Consider the following 17,291-nt stretch of genomic DNA (forward strand, 5'->3'; position numbering starts at 1 on the left):
ACCGAGCAGCCATGGCGCATTATGTCCCTCGGATTGCGCGACTGGGCTCATGGGTCATAGCAAAAACAAATTGGTATAAGTCTTTTGGAAGAGTCACAGTCAGGCAGCGTCGTTCCGGGTTAAAAACCGGGCGGCAGCCGTGGAGAAATATTTTAACCTTTCCATGGATAAGGTCGCATAAAGAGTATTTTTTATAAGTCTCCGTAAACTCCGGCCCAAGAGTGATGTTTAAAGGAAAAATCTCCCCATTGATGACGAATTTTCGATAGCAGTTTACAAAATAATATCCTTTTGCGGACCCTTTGGTAAGTTTTCCATCACCGTGAATAATTTTACCATCCCAGTCAAAAGTATCTAAATTGTAGTCGTTATTATCTATTGAATTAAAGTTTTCACTATAACTTCTGTTAACATCGTTTATTGTCAGAAATTCCTTTCGTCTTTCCGCGAAGGACAGGGATGACCAGGCGTCAGCAACAGCCTCTAGTGTTCCCTGCACCAGAACTGGCAGTTTTTGTGCTCTGGCAATGAGGGCCGCAAGCTCGGCAGGGTCTGGCCGCCCGATACGGGGGATGCGTTTTATTTTTCCCAAAAAATTTGGAATGAGAAGAGGCTGGTCTATGGGATCACCGGCTTTCGGTGTGCTCGTCCCTGTCGCTTCCGTTGGCTCTTTGTGATAGCGGCAGTTAGTGTCGTGCAAAATTTTTAGCGCACGGAAAAAATAATTGTGTTTGCACGAGCGGGCAGGCGTGACGAGGATATGGCACTTCGGACAGTAAAACGTATCTTTTTGATGCAGGTGCGCTGTCCGGGCCGCCTCAAACCGGTCTGTTTCAAGACAATAGGCAATAGAAAGAACAGGATTTTTATCAGACATTATTCCCGCCCGGAATAGAGTGATCTTCTAAAAAACTATTCTCTACAAGAGGGTCAGAGCAACTGATTTTAAGGGGCTGGTTTCTACAGATTTTGGTGAGGCCGGGGCATGGCCCGCAGTCCGTTTCCCCACCAGAATTCGGAAACATCCCGGCGTTAAAAGGCAGACGCTGCCCTTAACGCCGGATCAGGATGTAATTGATCGTCAGATCAATATCGAAGTGGTTGCCCTTCATATCCGGCGGGACTGGTGGAAGCTGGGAGCCGCGGAACATGCCGGAGGTTGCGGCATCCAGATAGTAAGACCCGGCAGAGCCTGTCTGATAGACGGACTTCACGCGGCCTGTGCGGTCCAGCACCACATGCACGGAGGAACTGCCTTCTTCCCCGTTTCGGGCCGCTTCTTCCGGGTAGTACATGTGGCGCTGAATCCACTCGTTAATCTGCTCACCATAATCATCGCTCACACCGCGCACGGAGGTGCGGGAAGTGTAGTGCGCGTTAATCTGGCCGTTTTCCACCACAGGGCCGACGGACAGATCAATCGGGCCGCCGGAGCCGCCCGGTCTGCCGTGACGGGAGCGGCGGGGAGCCGGGGCCTCGTTAAAGGAGAGGTCCATCGGGTTATCAAAAGGTGACGCCGCACGGTGGTTCGGGTTGGGGGTGGGCCGGGTGTGCTGCGTCGGGCGCGGGATGGCATGCGCCTGCGGTTTGTGGCCGGACGGCGGATGCGCGGCCTTAACCGGCTTGGGCGGCTGCGGGGAGGACTTGGTCAGCCCGTCATCCGCTTCTGGCAGCGGCGGGGTGGCCGGTGTTTCCTCAGAGGGCACGGTGGGGGAGGGCGGGCCTTCCGCCGGGCTGGGTTCAGCCTGCCCGGCCTTGCTCGGGGCCTTGCCGGAATTGCCGCCCCCGGCTTCATCCGAATGTGGGCCAACCATACCGCTGGTGGATTCCGGCTGAGCAAACACCATTTCCACCGGGGAAGGCTGCTGGCCGTCCGGCGTGCCGTGCGGCGGGTGGTGCGTGGCCTGCCAGAGCAGCGCGCCCAGCAGCAGGAAATGCGCAAGGGCGGAGGCTGTCAGCACCGGGCCGATTGTCGGCTCGGCGTAGACTTCCCTGCGGATAATGGGGGTGGCGGTGCCTTTAACGCGGCGGTAGCCGCTGGCCGGGCGGGCGACGGGCGTGGGGGATGCGGTCAGCCGGTCCCGTTCACCATCCTGCGGGGCAGGCGGCGGGCTGGCGGGGGTTGCTGTGCCGGGTGGGGAAGGAGGAACCAGTCGCGGTTCCTGCCCATCCCGCCTGCGCGAAGAAGGGCTGAGCTTCGCCGTCATAAAGTGCCGGATCTCTCCTCCGCAAGAACCGCGCCAGAAGCTGACCGGTTGAAGCGGCTATTTTGCCATTGCTTCTGCATTGTTGCCACCCTGAATCCGAATTTGCCTTACATAGCAGGGTGCGCAGTTTCCTGCGAGGGATCCTGTGCGGGCCGCTGCGGAATGGCATCGGCCCGGACGGGGGCCGGGTCAACCGGGGTTGGCGGCGCGCTTTGCAGTGTGTCGGGCGTGAGGGTCTTGCGCAGATGCGCGACGTCTGTGTCCGCCACAGCCGGAGCCGTATTGCCCCATGCCTGACGGATAAAGGTGACAACAGTGGCCACCTGCGCATCTGTCAGCCGCGCGCCAAAGCCGGGCATGGTAAAGGCGGAAGGCGCTGCGGCCGTGCCGTGCAGGGTCGCGCCCGTCAGCACAATATGAATGAGGGAGTCGCCTGACCTGTTCTGCACCACCGGATTACCTGCCAGCGGCGGGAAGGCCGGAGCATAGCCCGCGCCGTTGCTGCGGTGGCAGGCCGCGCAGTTATCCAGATAAAGCTGCTGCCCCGGTGTCAGCCTGCCGCCTGCCTGAAGGGCATGGGTGGCGGCAGGGTCTGGCTCCCAGCCAGCTTGCGTGGCGTCAGCCGGGGGCAGGCTTTTCAGGTAGCGCGCCATGGCTGTCAGATCTTCATCCGTCAGATATTGCGTGCCGTGATGCACTGCGGTGTCCATGTTGCCAAAGGCGCTGCCGCGTTTATTCCGCCCTGAGCGCAGGAAGGCCGTGAGGTCTGCCACACTCCATGCGCCCAGACCCGTGCGGGGTTCCCCGCGCAGGGAGGGTGGGGTCCAGCCATCAACTGCCGCCCCCCCGGCCAGATAGTGCGGGCCGTCCTGTGCCGTCAGGGCGGTTTCCTGCATGGCGAGGCCGCGTCTGGTATGGCACGCGCCGCAATGGCCGGGGCCTTCCACCAGATAAGCGCCGCGTGCCAGTTCAGGCGTGGGGAACGGGCGTTCCGCCGATTTGCGTGCGGCGTCCGGTGAGGGCGCGAAGACCCAGCGCCACACCGTCAGCGGGAAGCGCATGGAAAGGGGCCAGGGAATACTGTTAGGCCGCACGGCCTGCGCGACAGGCTGCACCCCCTGCATGAAATAGACATACAGCGCATGCAGATCCGCGTCCGTCATGCGGGCATAGGAGGGGAAGGGCATGGCCGGGTAAAGCGAGGCACCATCGGGCCGCACGCCTTCCCGGATGGCGCGGACAAACTGCGCTTCCGTCCAGCGGCCAATGCCGTGGGCTTTGTCCGGCGTGATGTTGGAGGAATACAGCGTGCCGATCGGGAGTTGAAAGGCATAGCCCCCGGCATAGGGGGCCGAGCCGGGCATGCTGTGGCAGGCCGCGCAGTCCGCTGCGGCGGCGATGTAGCGGCCTTTGGCAATCAGCGCTTGTGCAGGCGTAGTCTTGCCATCAGACGCAGAGTGAGAGGCCGGGGGTGTCGTGCCTGATGGCAGGGCCTCCGGTGTGGCGGTAGGCGGCGCAATGGCACGCGACGCTGCATCTTCCGGGCTGGCAGGAGCGGGCAGGGATGTGCCCGGCTGTGGGGCGTGCTGGTCTGCCGCCAGAGCCGGGGCGGTGAGGCTAGAGAGGAGGGCCGCGCCGCAGAGAAGGAGATACTTCATAGCGCCACCAGCGGGCCGCCATTGCCCTTCAGCCATTGGGTGCGGATATGGTGGGCGGACCAGTAGGCGAGGGCGGCGACCAGCCCCGTCGGGTTATACCCCATTCCCTGCGGGAAGGCGTTGGCCCCGACCACAAACACGTTGGGTACGTCCCAGCTTTGCAGATAGCGGTTGAGGGCAGAGGTTTTCGGGTCGTCCCCCATGACGGCACCCCCGCACAGATGCGTGGTCTGATACTCGCGCACGTCAAACGGTTTACCCGGCTCCCGCATGCCATACTGCACATCCTGCGCGCCGAGGGCCTTCACCACGTTGGCAAGCTGGCTGATGACGTAACGGTTCATGCGGATATCATTATCTTTCCAGTCAAACGTCATGCGCAGCATCGGCTGGCCGTAGCTGGTGCGCCATGTGGGGTCGAGGTCCAGATAGACATCGCGGTAGGCCATGTTGGAGCCCTGCGCGTTGATGGTGAAGGAATGGCGGTAGGTCTCAATGGCTGCTTTTTTCCACGCACTCCCCCAACGCGGCACGCCCGGCGTATGGGCTTTTGCGCCGGCAATGGGTTTGACGCCCGCCTGATTGACCCAGAGCGGGGAGCCACCAATAAAACCAAGGGGGCCGTGGTCAAAATTGTCGCTGTTGAAATCATCGATCGCAACACCGCCAGCGGAGCCGATAAACTGGTCCGTGCTGCGGGTGGGCGGCATCCAGACAGTGCTGTTGGTAATGTTCTGATAGGTAAAGTTCCGCCCCACTGTGCCGGTGTTGCTGACAGGGTCATAGGCTTTGCCAATACCGGAGAGCAGCATGAGGTGGACGTTATGGAACTGGAAGGCCGCCAGAATGACCAGACCGGCGGGCTGGGTGATCTGGTTACCCTCGGCATCCTGATAGACAACACCGGTCGCTTTTTTGCCGGTGGAATCCAGCAGGACTTTCAGCACATGCGCGTTGCTGCGGAGCGTGAAATTTTCATGCCGCCGCAGGGCGGGCATGATGTTTACGTTCGGTGAGGCCTTGGCGTACATGTAGCAGGCATAATCACTGCAATAGCCGCAGAAGTTACACGGACCCATCTGCGCGCCATACGGGTTTGTATAGGGCTGGGACGCATTGGCGGCGGGCATGGCGTAAGGATGATACCCGGCCTCTGCTGCGGCATGGCGGAACAGATGCGCGGTATACACATCCCGCAGGGCGGGAAGCGGAAAATCATCCGAGCGGTCAGGCGCAAACACATTGCCCTTGCCAGTGGTTTTTCCGTTTACGGTATAGGCTTCCCCGGATGTGCCGAAGACTTTCTCCGCTTTGTCAAAAAACGGTTCCAGTTCGGCATAGGTGACGCCGTAATCCTGAAGGTTCATGCCTTCGGGGATGAAGGTGCGGCCATAGCGTTCCGTAATATGGCTGCGCAGACGGAGGTCCTGCGGGGGAGCGCGGAAATGCACGCCTGTCCAGTGCAGCCCCGCTCCGCCCACGCCTGCTCCCGGCAGAAACGCCGCCAGCCGACGATACGGCACAGCCTCCTGATCCATCCGGTTGCGCACGGTCACTGTTGTTTGCGCGGGGTTTTGAAAAAGCTTGTAGCGCACAGCGCCTTCCAGCTCATCCAGAGAGGACGGGTAAGCACCGTCCCGCGCGGTTGAGCGCCGCTGCCCGCGTTCCAGCATCACAACGGAAAGACCGGCTTCACACAGTTCCTTGGCCATGATGCTGCCAGCCCAGCCGCTGCCAACCACTACAACATCCACGGGGGGAAGTGTTTTGTCAGTCATGCTCAGCACGCTCCCCGGCAATGGAGACGGGGCCGTAGGGGTATGGGGTGTCATACCGGTCGACCCAGTCCATATAGTCACCCCGTGCACCGGGGAAGCCCATCATCACCCAGCCCGCCAGATGTCTGTTGCCACCGTGGAGAGGGTCGGCAAATGCGCCTTCAATCGTATCCGAGCGGAGCTGCTCGAAAAATGTAGAGGCGGGTAAAGGGACGGGCGATAGGGCGGGCGGGCCTGCAAACTGTGTGGCGTTCTGTTCCAGTGCGGTCAGAATGGTGTCCTGCACGTCTGGCGTCAGTGTTTCAAACGCCGCCTGATGTGTCTGCCGCACCCATGCAATGACGCCTGTCAGACCGATTTTGTAAATCTGCTGCGGGCTGTAAGGAAGCTGATAGCCCAGATTGGCAGGTGCGTCTGTACGGTGTGGGCCTTGCATATACCAGAGTTCTCCACGGCCCCACGGTGTGTCCATCTGCTGGTCAATAAAGTGGGGCACACCAAGGGCCAGAGCGCCGGGGCCGCTGGCATCGGCAGGGAAAATCCGCTCACACGCGGCGCAGAGAAAAGCGAACTGCTCCGGGCTGAAAAAACGCGGTGCATCGGGTGCAGAGGATGAACCGGGACGGGCAGGTGTCGCTGCGTCGTGCGTGCGGGGTGCCGCGCCAGTCTGGTCCGCGGCGGCCTGTGCGGGCGTTATGCTGCTGACGGCAAGGGCTGCGGCTCCGGTGCCTAACCCCTGCACAACATGGCGGCGGGTGGGAGAGGCGGCAGCGGGATGAGGGCGGTGCGGTGTGTGGGGCATCGGCGGCTCTTTTCCGTGGACGGGGGGTGACCTGTGGCGGTCCCCGGCCCCGCTCCAGCAGCTCTGTTGCGCGACCGTTCTTGCCTTATGGTTAGCGGACGGGGGGGCGGGAAACAAGGCAGGGGCCGGTCCGGGGCCGGTTTCGGTCGGTCCCTGCGGCGGGTATGGGGCGTTGCCGGAGCGGCTGGTTGCGCGGCAGGAGGTGTCCGGTCTGACCAGATCCGGGCGGCCAGAAATGGCCTCTGTCGGCGGAGGCAGGGTGCGGAAAATCCGTGTGCTGGCGGCACGTTGCGCGGCTGTGTTCGGGGTGCGGGTGGCATGGGGATGGGCCGCCCGGTGGCTGAGAGGGCAGGCAAAAAAAGGGCGGCCCCCGCAAGGAGCCGCCCTCTCTTCAGGCGTGTTTAAAAACGGGTTTATTACCAGATTTTTACGCGCTGCTTCGGTGTCAGATACAGAGCCTGGCCCGGTTTGACATCCCATGCCTTGTACCAGGCATCGATATTGTGCATCGGGATGTTCACACGCGCCTGCGGGGGGGAGTGCGGGTCAGTCACGATCAGGTTTTTGACCGTATCGTCACGCAGCTTCTCACGCCAGACCTGCGCCCAGCCGAGGAACACGCGCTGATCACCCGTCAGGCCATCAATCACCGGCGCAGGCTGGCCGTTGAGGGAGGCATGATACGCATCCAGAGCCAGTGTCAGGCCGCCAAGGTCCGCAATGTTCTCACCCATGGTCAGCTTGCCGTTCACATGCACGCCCGGCAGCACCTCAAACGCATCATACTGTGCGCCAAGGCGGTCAGCCAGCTTCTGGAAGCGGGCGGCGTCGGCCTTGGTCCACCAGTCACGCAGGCGGCCATGTTCGTCAAACTGACGGCCTTCATCATCGAAGGAGTGGGTCATTTCATGACCAATCACCCCGCCAATGGCCCCGTAATTGACGGCGGCATCGGCCTGCGGGTTGAAGAACGGCGGCTGAAGGATGGCGGCGGGGAACACGACCTGATCAAACAGCGGGTTGTTGTAGGCGTTGACCGTCTGGGGCGTCATGTCCCATTCGTTCCGGTCAACTGGCTTGTCCAGACGGGCCAGCCAGTAATCCCACTCAAATGCCACGCCGTTTTTGGCATTGCCGTACACGTCACCCTTTTTCACGTTCAGGCTGGAATAATCCCGCCATTCGTTCGGGTAGCCCACCTGCACTTCAAAGTTTTCAAGTTTGCGCAGGGCGGCTTCCCGCGTTTCCTTGCTCATCCATGTGTTGTGCTGGAGGCGGATGCGGAAGGCGTCTTTCAGGTCGCCCGTCAGCTTCTGCATGGCCGTACGGTTTTCCGCGGGGAAGTACCGCTCCACATAGACCTTGCCCAAAGCCATGCCCATGGCGGCACTGGTGGCCTGAACACCGCGCTTCCAGCGTACGGGCAGTGCGGGCTGGCCGGACAGGGCCTTGCTGAAGGTAAAGCGGGCCTGCACAAAGGCATCCGGCAGGTAGGGGGTGGCGTTTTCAACCGTATGGAACGCCTGCCATGCCTGAAGCAGGCCGATATCGGCTTTGGCCAGAATTGCGGCCTCACCCGTAATGGCGGTGGGTTCCCCCACAATCACGGTGCGGTTTGCAAGCCCTTCTGTCGGCAGGCCAGCGGCCGTCAGCCAGGCAACCCAGTCAAAACCCGGAGCGGCTTTGCTCAGGGCGTCCACCGTCATGGGGTTGTAGGTTTTCTGCGGGTCACGCAGGTCCGCGCGGGCCCAGTGGACTTCCGCCAGCTTTGTTTCAAACGCCACAATGGCGGCGGCGGCATTGGCCGGTTCCGGCCATTTGATCAGCGTCAGCGCCTGCGTGATGTAGGTCTGATAGGCGGCGCGCTTGGCGGCGAATTCCGGCTTCAGGTAATAATCACGGTCCGGCAGGCCCAGACCAGCCTGATCCACACCCAGCGCGTAGTGGGTCGGGTCCTTGGCGTCCGGGTTGATGCCCAGAGAGAAGGGGGACGTCATGAAGTTGGCGGACGCTGTGCCGGAAAGCGTTGCAAACGCCTTGGCGTCCAGCATTTTCTGGATGCTTTCCAGATCATCCTTCATGGGCTTGATGCCCTGCTTTTCGATGGATTTTTCATCCATGAAAGAGGCGTAGAAGGTGCCCAGCTTTTCCTCAATGCTCTTGGGGTGCTTGACCGGGTGAGCGGAGAGATCATTCAGGATGGTCTGCACCCGCGTGCGGGAGAGTTCAGCCAGCGCATTGAACGGGCCATAGCTGGTCATGTCTGACGGGATGGTCAGGTGGTCCAGATAGGTGCCGTTAGCGTATTTGAAGAAGTTGTTGCCCGGCTTTTCTGCGGTGTCGCGCCCGGCGAGGTCCACACCCCAGGTGCCGAAGGAGGCCTGCGGAACGGCGGCGGGGGCAGCAGCCTGCGGGGCGGTTTCTGCGCGGGCAATGCCTGCAACGCTGCTCAGGCCGAGGCCTGCGGACAGCAGCAGAGCCACCCGGCGTGACAGTTTGGCATGACGGCGAACGGTCATGAGGTCTTCCTATTATCCAGTACGGGCGGTGCGGGCCTGAACCCTCCCCCCGTTATATTTGTGGAACAGACTGTTCCGGTGTGAGGATAAAAGCATGCCATGCCGGAAATGCCTACCCTCTGAAACCATGGACTTTCCGGGGGCTGCGCCAGCCTGACCACGCTTGCCTCCGGGCCGTGCGGGCGGGGAGGCGAGGGTGTGGGGCCGGGAGCATGAGAACGGTGGGTGTGAGAGCAATTGCCGCCGGGCCGCGCGGGGGGCGTGAGAACAATGGGGGTGAGGCAAGGGGATAAGAGAGGAGCGCGGGACAAGCGTACGGCACAGGGGCACAGCACCGGGGGAGCGGATGATGGCAAACCCGACGTCTAGGAGCGTGGCGGAAGGACTGCCCCGAATGAACGTGCCCGAAAGAACTGGCCTCAAAGGAACGGGTTCAAAGCGCAGAACTGCTGGAACTGGACGGGACTGAGGGAGGTGGCACGGGGACGTTGGATGTCGAGAGCGAAAAAGGAGGCGTGAGGAAAGTCTGTCCCGCCGGTCCGGGGCGCGGAAGACGAAGGGCCGGTGTGCCTGAGAATCAGATTGGGTACGATTCGTGAAAGAGTGCCGGATTAACAAACTGTTTTGAGTTCAATAGTGTTGAATTTTTTAAGAATTCAGACTGTTCCCACTGAAAAAAAATCTCGATGAAAAACGATGGTCTGTGTGAGCTGCGGGCTACGTGCGGCTGGAACAGAACTCTGATAGTTTCACCACAGATAAACAAATTTCATATAATAGGCGTTTGTTTCCGGTGTGTTCCGGCCTTCCACACTGTGGGAATAGCGTGTGGTCAGGCTGATGGATTGGGTGAGGGTAAACATGGCCCCGACCCCCATTGCGACTTCCCTGCTGCTGGAATTATCAATCCAGTTCTGCACGGTTCTGTCCCGCGTGGCGGCGGTATTCTGCCAGTCAAACGCCAGAAACGGTTCCACGACGCGGTGGGCTTTCCAGCTAAAGCGCAGGTTACTGTGGAAGGTGGTGCCGGGCTTATAACTATGCTGCTCGTCAACATGTTTTGTCATGTTGACAATCGCGCCGAGGTCTCCATCAAAGCTGAAATGTTTCCATTCATAGTCAAACATGAAGCTGGACAGGTTGGACCAGTAATGCGTGGCCAGTGAGTCCCGCGTGCCGCTTGGGGTTTGTAAAAAGGTCTGAATACCGAAGGTGCTGTTTTTATTGGGTTTGAACCACACAGCCGGACCGCTGATGGTGCCGCCAAGGCCGCCATAATTGGTCCCGTTGGCCAGTGTGTAGGATTCGGTCTGAATGACCTCAAACGCAAAGCCCACATGCGGGATTGCGTCAAAACTCCTGAAATGCACGTATTTTGTCATGCCCGCCCATGTGTGGCTGCCGCCCACCGGCTTGCGCGCGCCCTGACTATTATAGCTCAGCCCCGCGGCATTGCCGTCCCCATACTGGACCAGCACGTTAAAAGGCTTGAAATCAACAGGAAGATCGTATTCATGCGGGCCGATAATGGCCAGAGGGATATCCGCCGCCTGCGCATGAGGTAGTGCGGAAAGACTGGTAAGACCCAGAAAAAATACGGCCGGGCGAATACGGAAAAGACTTGTGAAGGAAAGGTTTTTACGAAAGATTTCTGACCTGAACAGGTGGGGCAGAGGGGAGCTGATCATGCAGGCGGCACTTTTTATCTGGTCATGGTTTCAAACAGGTCTTACACAGCGCGGCCTGTGCCTTGGGCCAGCGCAGTGGAATGACAGCCCCACTCATGAAGTTTTTTTGAAGAGAGAGCGTGTCACAAACCTGTGATTCTTTCATTAGTCACATGAATGTTATTTAAGACTTGTCTGAATGAATGATCAGTAGCAAGGGATATCAGAACGCAAAAAAGAGAGGGAAGAGGGCACGCATATCACAGAAGTTTTTCCAAGAGTCTGACGTTCATTTCTGAAAATTGTGAGGTTAACATGAAGCCGACCTTATCCAGGTCATTAGGGCTGATAACCGGTGTAGCGCTGGGGCTGGTGGGGCTGTACCTCGCCATTGCCGGTGGGCAGCTTGCAGTCCTTGGTGGCTCGCTGTTCTACGTTCTGGCCGGTCTTGTCCTGATTATCACGGGCGTTCTGGGCGTTGCGCGCCCGAAAGCGGCCCCCCTTGTCTATTCCGCCCTGATGCTGGTGACCCTTGTGTGGGCGCTGGCCGAAACGGGTCTGGATATCTGGGGGCTTGAAGTCCGCCTGATCACCTTTCTGGTGTTTGGCGTGTGGCTGCTGGTACCGGCCGTATGGGCCACGGGCCGCGGCTGGCTGGCCGATAAAGCCGCTCTGCTGGGCAGCGTTGCCGTAACGGGCGTGGTGCTGCTGGCAAGCTGCTTTACGTCCTACTCCATCAACGGCACGCTGGCCCCCGAGCGGATGGCGGCATCAGACCCGGCTGCCGAGACGGATAATAATATTGCCGATGCAGACTGGCATTATTATGGCCGCACCGCACACGGGGACCGGTATTCTCCGCTGGGGCAGATCACCCCGCAGAATGTGTCTCACCTGAAACTGGCATGGCAGACCCAGACGGGTGATACCGCCCGTGTGGGTGAGGCCGCTGTGGCCGGGCCTGATCAGGGGCATGAGTTCAACCTTGAGGTAACCCCCATCAAGGTGGACGATACCCTGTATATGTGCACCCCCCACAGCTGGATTGTGGCGATGGACGCCGCAACGGGTAAGATCAAATGGACGTATGATCCGCATCCCGACAAAAAGGATGTTGCGGCCAACGTGTATCTGGCCTGCCGTGGTGTGTCTTTCTACAAGGCGCCCGAAGGCACGCAGACATCCTGCCCGAAGCGGATTTTCTCCCCGACGGCGGACGTGCGTCTGGTGGCGGTCAATGCCGAAACCGGCAAGCCGTGTGATGACTTTGGGGATCACGGGTCCATTTCCCTGCGCACCTATCTGGGCAATGTGCCGCTTGGCTTCCACTTCGTCACCTCTCCGCCGCTGGTGGTGAAGGACCGCGTGGTGCTGGGTGGCTGGGTGATGGATAACCAGGCCAACTTTGAACCCTCTGGCGCGGTGCGCGCGTTTGACCCGCTGACGGGTGAGCTCGCATGGGCATGGGATGCTGGCCATACGCCGGAAAACTGGAAGCCCGGCCCGAATGATGAACTGACGCGTGATACCCCCAACGCATGGGGCGTTTACACGGCGGACCCGGAACTCGGCCTGCTCTATATCCCGACCGGTAACTCCCCGCCCGACAACTGGGGTGGCTCACGCCGTCCGTTTGATGAAGCAACGTCCAGCGCCACAATCGCTCTGGATATTGAAACCGGCGAACGGAAATGGACTTTTCAGACCGTACACCATGACCTGTGGGACATGGATATTCCGGCTGGTCCCTCTCTGGTTGATCTGCCCGGCCCGAATGGCGAGACCATTCCCGCACTGGTGCAGAGCACCAAGCGCGGTGAATTCTTTGTGCTCGACCGCCGGACCGGCCAGCCTGTTCCGGGCTATCCGGTTGAAGAAAAGCCGGTTCCGACTGCGGGTGTTGCGCCGGATGACCATGTGTCTCCCACCCAGCCGTACCCGGTTGCCATGCCGTCTCTCACCCCGCCGGATCTGAAAGAGACGGATATGTGGGGGGCAACATTGCTGGACCAGCTTATCTGCCGTATCCAGTTCAAATCCTCCGCGTATGAGGGGCAGTTCACGCCGCCGCATGTTGGGAAAACCACCATTGTTTATCCGGCTTTCTACGGTATTGTAGACTGGCAGGGTGCGACGGTTGACCCTGTGCGCAAGGTTCTGCTTGCCAACGCCAGCTATCTGCCGTTCCGCATCAAGCTGGACCACCGGAAATCTCTGGAAGAAAGCGGTGCTCTGCCCAAATGGAATGGTGAAGGCAATGAGCCCACACCGAAAGGCAACGCTCTGGCAATCTCGCCAGATTACGGCACCCCGTATGTGGCCTACACCAACCCGTGGCTGAACCCGCTTCAGATCCCCTGCAAAGGACCTGTGTGGGGCACCATGACGGCGATTGATCTGGTGACGAAGAAAATCATCTGGCAGCACCCGATTGGTACCACTCGGGATACCGGGCCTTTCCGCACGCACAATAACCTGCCGCTGCCTACGGGCATGTATAACATTGGCGGCAGCATTGTGACCAAGGGCGGCATGGTCTTTATCGGTGCCACGGCGGATGATTATCTGCGCGGGATTGATCTTGCTACAGGTAAGGTGATCTGGCGTGACCGTCTGCCCGCTGGTGGTCAGGCAACGCCCATGTCCTACTCTGTCAACGGCAAGCAGTATGTGCTGATTGCGGCTGGCGGGCATGGTGGCCTTGGCACCCGTTCTGGCGACTATATCCGCGCTTATGCGCTGGATGATGCTGCCAAATAACAGTGCAGTTCCGGCTGGTTTGTAAAAAGCCAGCCTGAGCCATCAGAGGTTTTAAAAAGCCGGTTCCGCCCGTTTGATCAGGGCGGGGCCGGTTTTTTTTATGGGCGCAATGCGTTGTGACTGGTGTGGCGGGTGAGTTTTGTGATCACATGCCGGATGAGAATGCAACCTGCTGCGCGCGGTCAGGTTGGTTCGGGTCATTGCGGTGGTGTGGTCTCAGTTTTACGGAAAAGGGGAGTGTCGGGCATGGTCTGTCTTGTCATTAAAAGCGGGGGCGCTGCCGCCCTGCCGGAATGGAAAGCCCTGTTTGCCCGCCTCATGCCCTCGCTGGCTGTGCGGGACTGGAATGACCCTGCGGTGGACCCGGCCCATGTGGATTACGCACTGGTATGGAAGCCGGAGCCGGGGCGGCTGGCAAAAATGGTCAATCTGAAAGCCATTCTGAGTGCCGCCGTCGGCGTGGACCATATTACCTGTGACCCGAACTGGCCAAAATCAGTGCCCCTGATCCGCATGGGGGGTGAACTGCCTGCACAGCAGATGGAAGATTACGTGCTGTGGGCGGTATTTTCCATTTTGCGGGATGCCCCCCTCTGGCGCACGGGGCAGCAGGAGAAGGTCTGGACGCGGCAGACCAATGCCGCCCGGACGTCGGCTGACATGAAAGTCGGGGTGATGGGGCTGGGCAGCCTTGGCGCGCCGGTGGCAACGCGGCTGGTGCGGGCGGGTTTTCAGGTCTCCGGCTGGGCGCGCCATGCCAGAACGCTGGAGGGTGTGACCTGCTACGCGGGCACCAAAGGGCTGAACCGCTTTTTGCAGGGGTGCGATACGCTGGTCTGCCTGCTGCCTGAAACGCCGGAAACAAAAGGGATTGTGACGTATGATGTGCTGGCGCAGCTCCGTAAACCGGCCGGGCTGATTAACGTCGGGCGCGGGCCACTGGTGGTGGAGGCGGACCTGCTGCGTGCCCTGAATGATAAGACTCTGCACACCGCCGTGCTGGATGTGTTTGAGCAGGAACCGCTGCCTGCGTCCTCGCCTTTATGGGCGCATGCGCGTGTGCTCATAACCCCGCATATTGCGGCGGAAGCCTCACGCGCCTCGCGCGCGGAGTATGTGGCTCAGGTTATCCGGGCGCTGGGGCAGGGGCAGGATGTGCCGCTGCGGTATGACCCGGCACGGGGGTACTAAACCCGCGTCCGGATGTGACGCCTTTATGTGACTGTTGCGCGAAAAGATGGCCCGTACGCCATTCCAGACTTGCAAGAGCGGGGGAGCTGCCTTCATAGGAAGGCTGTTTTTCGGGGTGGCCGGGGTAGGCTGCCCGCTTTGCAGTATCTGGCGGCCTGATGGGCAGAGGGGCTGGCTCCACTCAGTCTGCGCGTGTTCAGGATCATGAAGGAGCGGTCTTATTTTCTACCATGCTCAAAAAATTGTCTCTCTACGGAGAGCAGGCGCAACCAGACGGTTGAGCAGGCTCGGCACGGCGCTGAGCATGGTGGGAATGGTGCCTGTCTGGTGTGCTGCGGCACAGGCTGAGCCGCAGGACGTTTCCGGCGCGGTGCCGGGCGTGACCCCTGTTGTGGCCGCCCCGGCCGCCGCTTCTGGGCAGTCCGGGCGGACGCAGGGCGGCGGACATAACCCGGCGCACAGCGGCGTGCGGGGTCGGGCAGGGCAGGGTGTGTCTGGTCCGGCCGCCCGGCGGTCCGCACGGGCCAAACCTAGCCCGGTGGTGGCGCGGCAGACAACGGCTGTGGATGTCAGTGCGCGTCGGCATGATTTTGCGTATCAGGAAGCACAGCACATCCCGGACGCCACAACGCGCATTACGGCGGAACGGCTGACCGAACGTGGCGTGGTGACGCTGCGCGGGCTGGAGCGTGTTGCCCCAAACCTGACCATTCAGAGCATTAACGGCACGGCCTCCACCAATTTCTATCTGCGCGGGGTGGGGTTTAATGACTTCACGCAGAACAACATGGCCCCGGTGCTGACCTATGTGGATGATGTCGCCTTCCCGTATTCGTCCATGACCAGCGGGATGATGTTTGACCTCGCAGGAGCAAGCGTCACCCCCGGCCCGGTGGGCACGGAACACGGGCAGTCGGACACGGGCGGGGAAGTGCATCTGCACACCAATGACCCGACGGACACATGGCATTTTGGCGCCACGCAGGACATTGCCTCCTACGCCCGCAGCCGGAGCGAGGCCTATGTCTCCGGCCCGCTGGCGCGGGGGCTGAGCTTCCGTCTGGCCGGGCAGACCCAGCATGGCGGCGGCTGGCAGACCAACCCGCTGAACGGCGACCATCTGGGCGATGCGGACCTCTGGGCGCTGCGCGGCAAACTGCGCTGGAAGCCGGACGCACACACCACCATTCTTCTGGGTGGCCATTTTACGCAGGATAATAGTGAGGTGGTCACCGCCGTGCCGGTGCACCGGCTGATTGGCACGCACGCGCTGCCGGACATGGCCTCATGGCAGCAGGCGGAATGGTCCTCCCGCCCGCAATTTGCAAAACTGATTGGCCGTAAAGCCGGAATCAAACCCAGTGAACATAATCAGTTCTGGGGTGCCGATCTGCATATCGACCATGATTTCGGCCCGCTGACGCTAAGCGCCATCAGCGCGTTTGAGACGGAACGGCAGGGTGAATACACCGATCAGGACGGCACGGCGCTCTCTCAGGCGGATACGTACCGCACGATTGACGCCAACACCTTTACGCAGGAACTGCGGCTCCATTCCTCCAATACGCAGGATAAGCTGCAATGGGTGGTGGGCGCGCATTATCAGCGCACGCGCATGGATCAGCGGTTCTTTTTTGACTACACGGACTACAGGCCCGCGCGTGGCTATATGATGTCCACCACGTTTGGCCTGAATCAGGAAAGTCTCTCGGAATTCGGGCATCTGAGCTACCGGCTGCCGCATGGTGTGATGATCTGGGGCGGCCTGCTGCATGAGCGGGATGAACGCTCGATTACCGGCCTGCGGTCTCAGATTTTTGGCGGGGCGACGCAGAACTTTCATGGTGAGAGCACGACGTCCGACCAGTTTGCCGGGCAGGTAGGCGTGTCCTGGCAGATGCTCCGGCATGCGCTCGTTTATTATAAAATGAGCAAGGGGTTCAAACCCGGTGGGTTTACCGCCAACAATACCCAGATTCAGGCGCAGCTTGACCCCTTCAAACCGGAAACGGTGCTGACATATGAGGCCGGATTTAAAGCCGACCTCATTCCGGACCGGCTGCGTATTAACGGTGCAGCGTTTTACAATGATTTTCACAACCAGCAGATTCTGGGCACGGTGCTGATCCCCAATTACGGGCCGCTGAGCGAGATTACCAATGCCCCGAAATCTGAAAGCTGGGGGTTTGAGGGCACGATTGAGGCGCACCCGTTCAGCCATCTGCATCTGACGCAAAATCTTGGCTGGCAGCGTGGGAATTTTCAGGATTTCCCGACCGTGAACCGCGCTAAAACCAACGCCTATTATGCGCAGCATGGCGTGTGGAAAGCCATTAACGATAATTTTGGCGGCGTGGATAATGGCCAGCCCAAGCTGACGCTCAATGGGTCAGCCGAATGGCGGCAGCCGCTGGCGCGGGCCTATACGCTGGAATTCGGGCCGGACTGGCAGTATCGCGGCAGTCAGGCCATAACGCCCGGCGGCACCGGCTTTTATCGCCTGCCGCCCTATTTCCTGCTGGGGGCGCATGTGTCCTTCCGCTCCGCCTCCGGGCGGTGGGAGGCGACGGTGTATGCGCGCAATATCCTGAACCGCCGGTTTGCGGAAAGCGGCGGGCAGGCCACAACAACCTATTTTTATATCCCCGGAGAGCCACGCTTTATTGGCGGCCGGATTTCCTGCGCTTATTAACGCTCTCGTCCTGTTTT

The 17,291-nt window shown here is 60.3% G+C and carries 10 protein-coding genes; 3 read left to right on the forward strand and 7 right to left on the reverse strand.

Annotated features, from left to right (window positions below):
* Positions 1-19 precede the first annotated feature (19 nt).
* From JK199_RS02240 to JK199_RS02270, 7 genes are all read right to left on the reverse strand, one after another.
* On the reverse strand, positions 20-877 hold the full coding sequence (locus JK199_RS02240; RefSeq protein ID WP_212373615.1) for a hypothetical protein: 858 nt from the start codon (positions 875-877) through the stop codon (positions 20-22).
* 175 nt (positions 878-1,052) lie between these two features.
* Positions 1,053-2,207: an energy transducer TonB gene (locus tag JK199_RS02245; protein ID WP_212373617.1), complete on the reverse strand. Its 1,155-nt coding sequence runs from the start codon at positions 2,205-2,207 to the stop codon at positions 1,053-1,055.
* A 107-nt stretch (positions 2,208-2,314) separates the two neighbouring features.
* A complete protein-coding gene (locus JK199_RS02250; RefSeq protein WP_212373618.1) occupies positions 2,315-3,865 on the reverse strand; it encodes a c-type cytochrome in 1,551 nt (516 codons plus the stop codon).
* A complete protein-coding gene (locus JK199_RS02255) occupies positions 3,862-5,643 on the reverse strand; it encodes a GMC family oxidoreductase (RefSeq protein ID WP_086655083.1) in 1,782 nt (593 codons plus the stop codon). Before JK199_RS02255 ends, JK199_RS02250 begins: the two co-directional genes overlap by 4 nt.
* Positions 5,636-6,445 (reverse strand): gluconate 2-dehydrogenase subunit 3 family protein, encoded by an 810-nt coding sequence (locus tag JK199_RS02260; RefSeq protein ID WP_212373623.1) that lies wholly within the window; start codon positions 6,443-6,445, stop codon positions 5,636-5,638. Before JK199_RS02260 ends, JK199_RS02255 begins: the two co-directional genes overlap by 8 nt.
* A gap of 416 nt (positions 6,446-6,861) precedes the next feature.
* Complete coding sequence (locus JK199_RS02265) at positions 6,862-8,964, reverse strand: M13 family metallopeptidase (RefSeq protein WP_212373631.1); 2,103 nt, start codon at positions 8,962-8,964, stop codon at positions 6,862-6,864.
* Positions 8,965-9,713: 749 nt separating this feature from the next.
* The gene (locus JK199_RS02270; RefSeq protein WP_212373633.1) at positions 9,714-10,652 is read right to left on the reverse strand and encodes a transporter; all 939 of its coding nucleotides are present in this window, start codon (positions 10,650-10,652) and stop codon (positions 9,714-9,716) included.
* Positions 10,653-10,946: 294 nt separating this feature from the next.
* Here JK199_RS02270 and JK199_RS02275 point away from each other — a divergent pair, with 294 nt between their 5' ends.
* The 3 genes from JK199_RS02275 to JK199_RS02285 all read left to right on the forward strand — a co-directional run bounded on the left by JK199_RS02275 (position 10,947) and on the right by JK199_RS02285 (position 17,274).
* Positions 10,947-13,391, forward strand: a complete 2,445-nt coding sequence (locus JK199_RS02275; protein WP_025828829.1) for a membrane-bound PQQ-dependent dehydrogenase, glucose/quinate/shikimate family — start codon at positions 10,947-10,949, stop codon at positions 13,389-13,391.
* 246 nt (positions 13,392-13,637) lie between these two features.
* Positions 13,638-14,582 (forward strand): 2-hydroxyacid dehydrogenase, encoded by a 945-nt coding sequence (locus JK199_RS02280; RefSeq protein ID WP_212373635.1) that lies wholly within the window; start codon positions 13,638-13,640, stop codon positions 14,580-14,582.
* Positions 14,583-14,886: 304 nt separating this feature from the next.
* Entirely contained in the window at positions 14,887-17,274 is a 2,388-nt protein-coding gene (locus tag JK199_RS02285) for a TonB-dependent receptor (RefSeq protein ID WP_408742323.1), read from the forward strand.
* Positions 17,275-17,291 lie beyond the last annotated feature (17 nt).

The sequence above is a fragment of the Acetobacter persici genome (assembly GCF_018256955.1).
Lineage (GTDB): Bacteria > Pseudomonadota > Alphaproteobacteria > Acetobacterales > Acetobacteraceae > Acetobacter > Acetobacter persici.

Excerpts from the sequence above, each read along its gene's own strand:
- JK199_RS02275 (WP_025828829.1), top strand. The coding sequence starts at position 10,947 with ATGAAGCCGACCTTATCCAGGTCATTAGGGCTGATAACCGGTGTAGCG.
- JK199_RS02260 (WP_212373623.1), bottom strand. The coding sequence starts at position 6,445 with ATGCCCCACACACCGCACCGCCCTCATCCCGCTGCCGCCTCTCCCACC.
- JK199_RS02285 (WP_408742323.1), top strand. The coding sequence starts at position 14,887 with ATGGTGGGAATGGTGCCTGTCTGGTGTGCTGCGGCACAGGCTGAGCCG.
- JK199_RS02270 (WP_212373633.1), bottom strand. The coding sequence starts at position 10,652 with ATGATCAGCTCCCCTCTGCCCCACCTGTTCAGGTCAGAAATCTTTCGT.
- JK199_RS02265 (WP_212373631.1), bottom strand. The coding sequence starts at position 8,964 with ATGACCGTTCGCCGTCATGCCAAACTGTCACGCCGGGTGGCTCTGCTG.
- JK199_RS02240 (WP_212373615.1), bottom strand. The coding sequence starts at position 877 with ATGTCTGATAAAAATCCTGTTCTTTCTATTGCCTATTGTCTTGAAACA.
- JK199_RS02280 (WP_212373635.1), top strand. The coding sequence starts at position 13,638 with ATGGTCTGTCTTGTCATTAAAAGCGGGGGCGCTGCCGCCCTGCCGGAA.
- JK199_RS02245 (WP_212373617.1), bottom strand. The coding sequence starts at position 2,207 with ATGACGGCGAAGCTCAGCCCTTCTTCGCGCAGGCGGGATGGGCAGGAA.
- JK199_RS02250 (WP_212373618.1), bottom strand. The coding sequence starts at position 3,865 with ATGAAGTATCTCCTTCTCTGCGGCGCGGCCCTCCTCTCTAGCCTCACC.
- JK199_RS02255 (WP_086655083.1), bottom strand. The coding sequence starts at position 5,643 with ATGACTGACAAAACACTTCCCCCCGTGGATGTTGTAGTGGTTGGCAGC.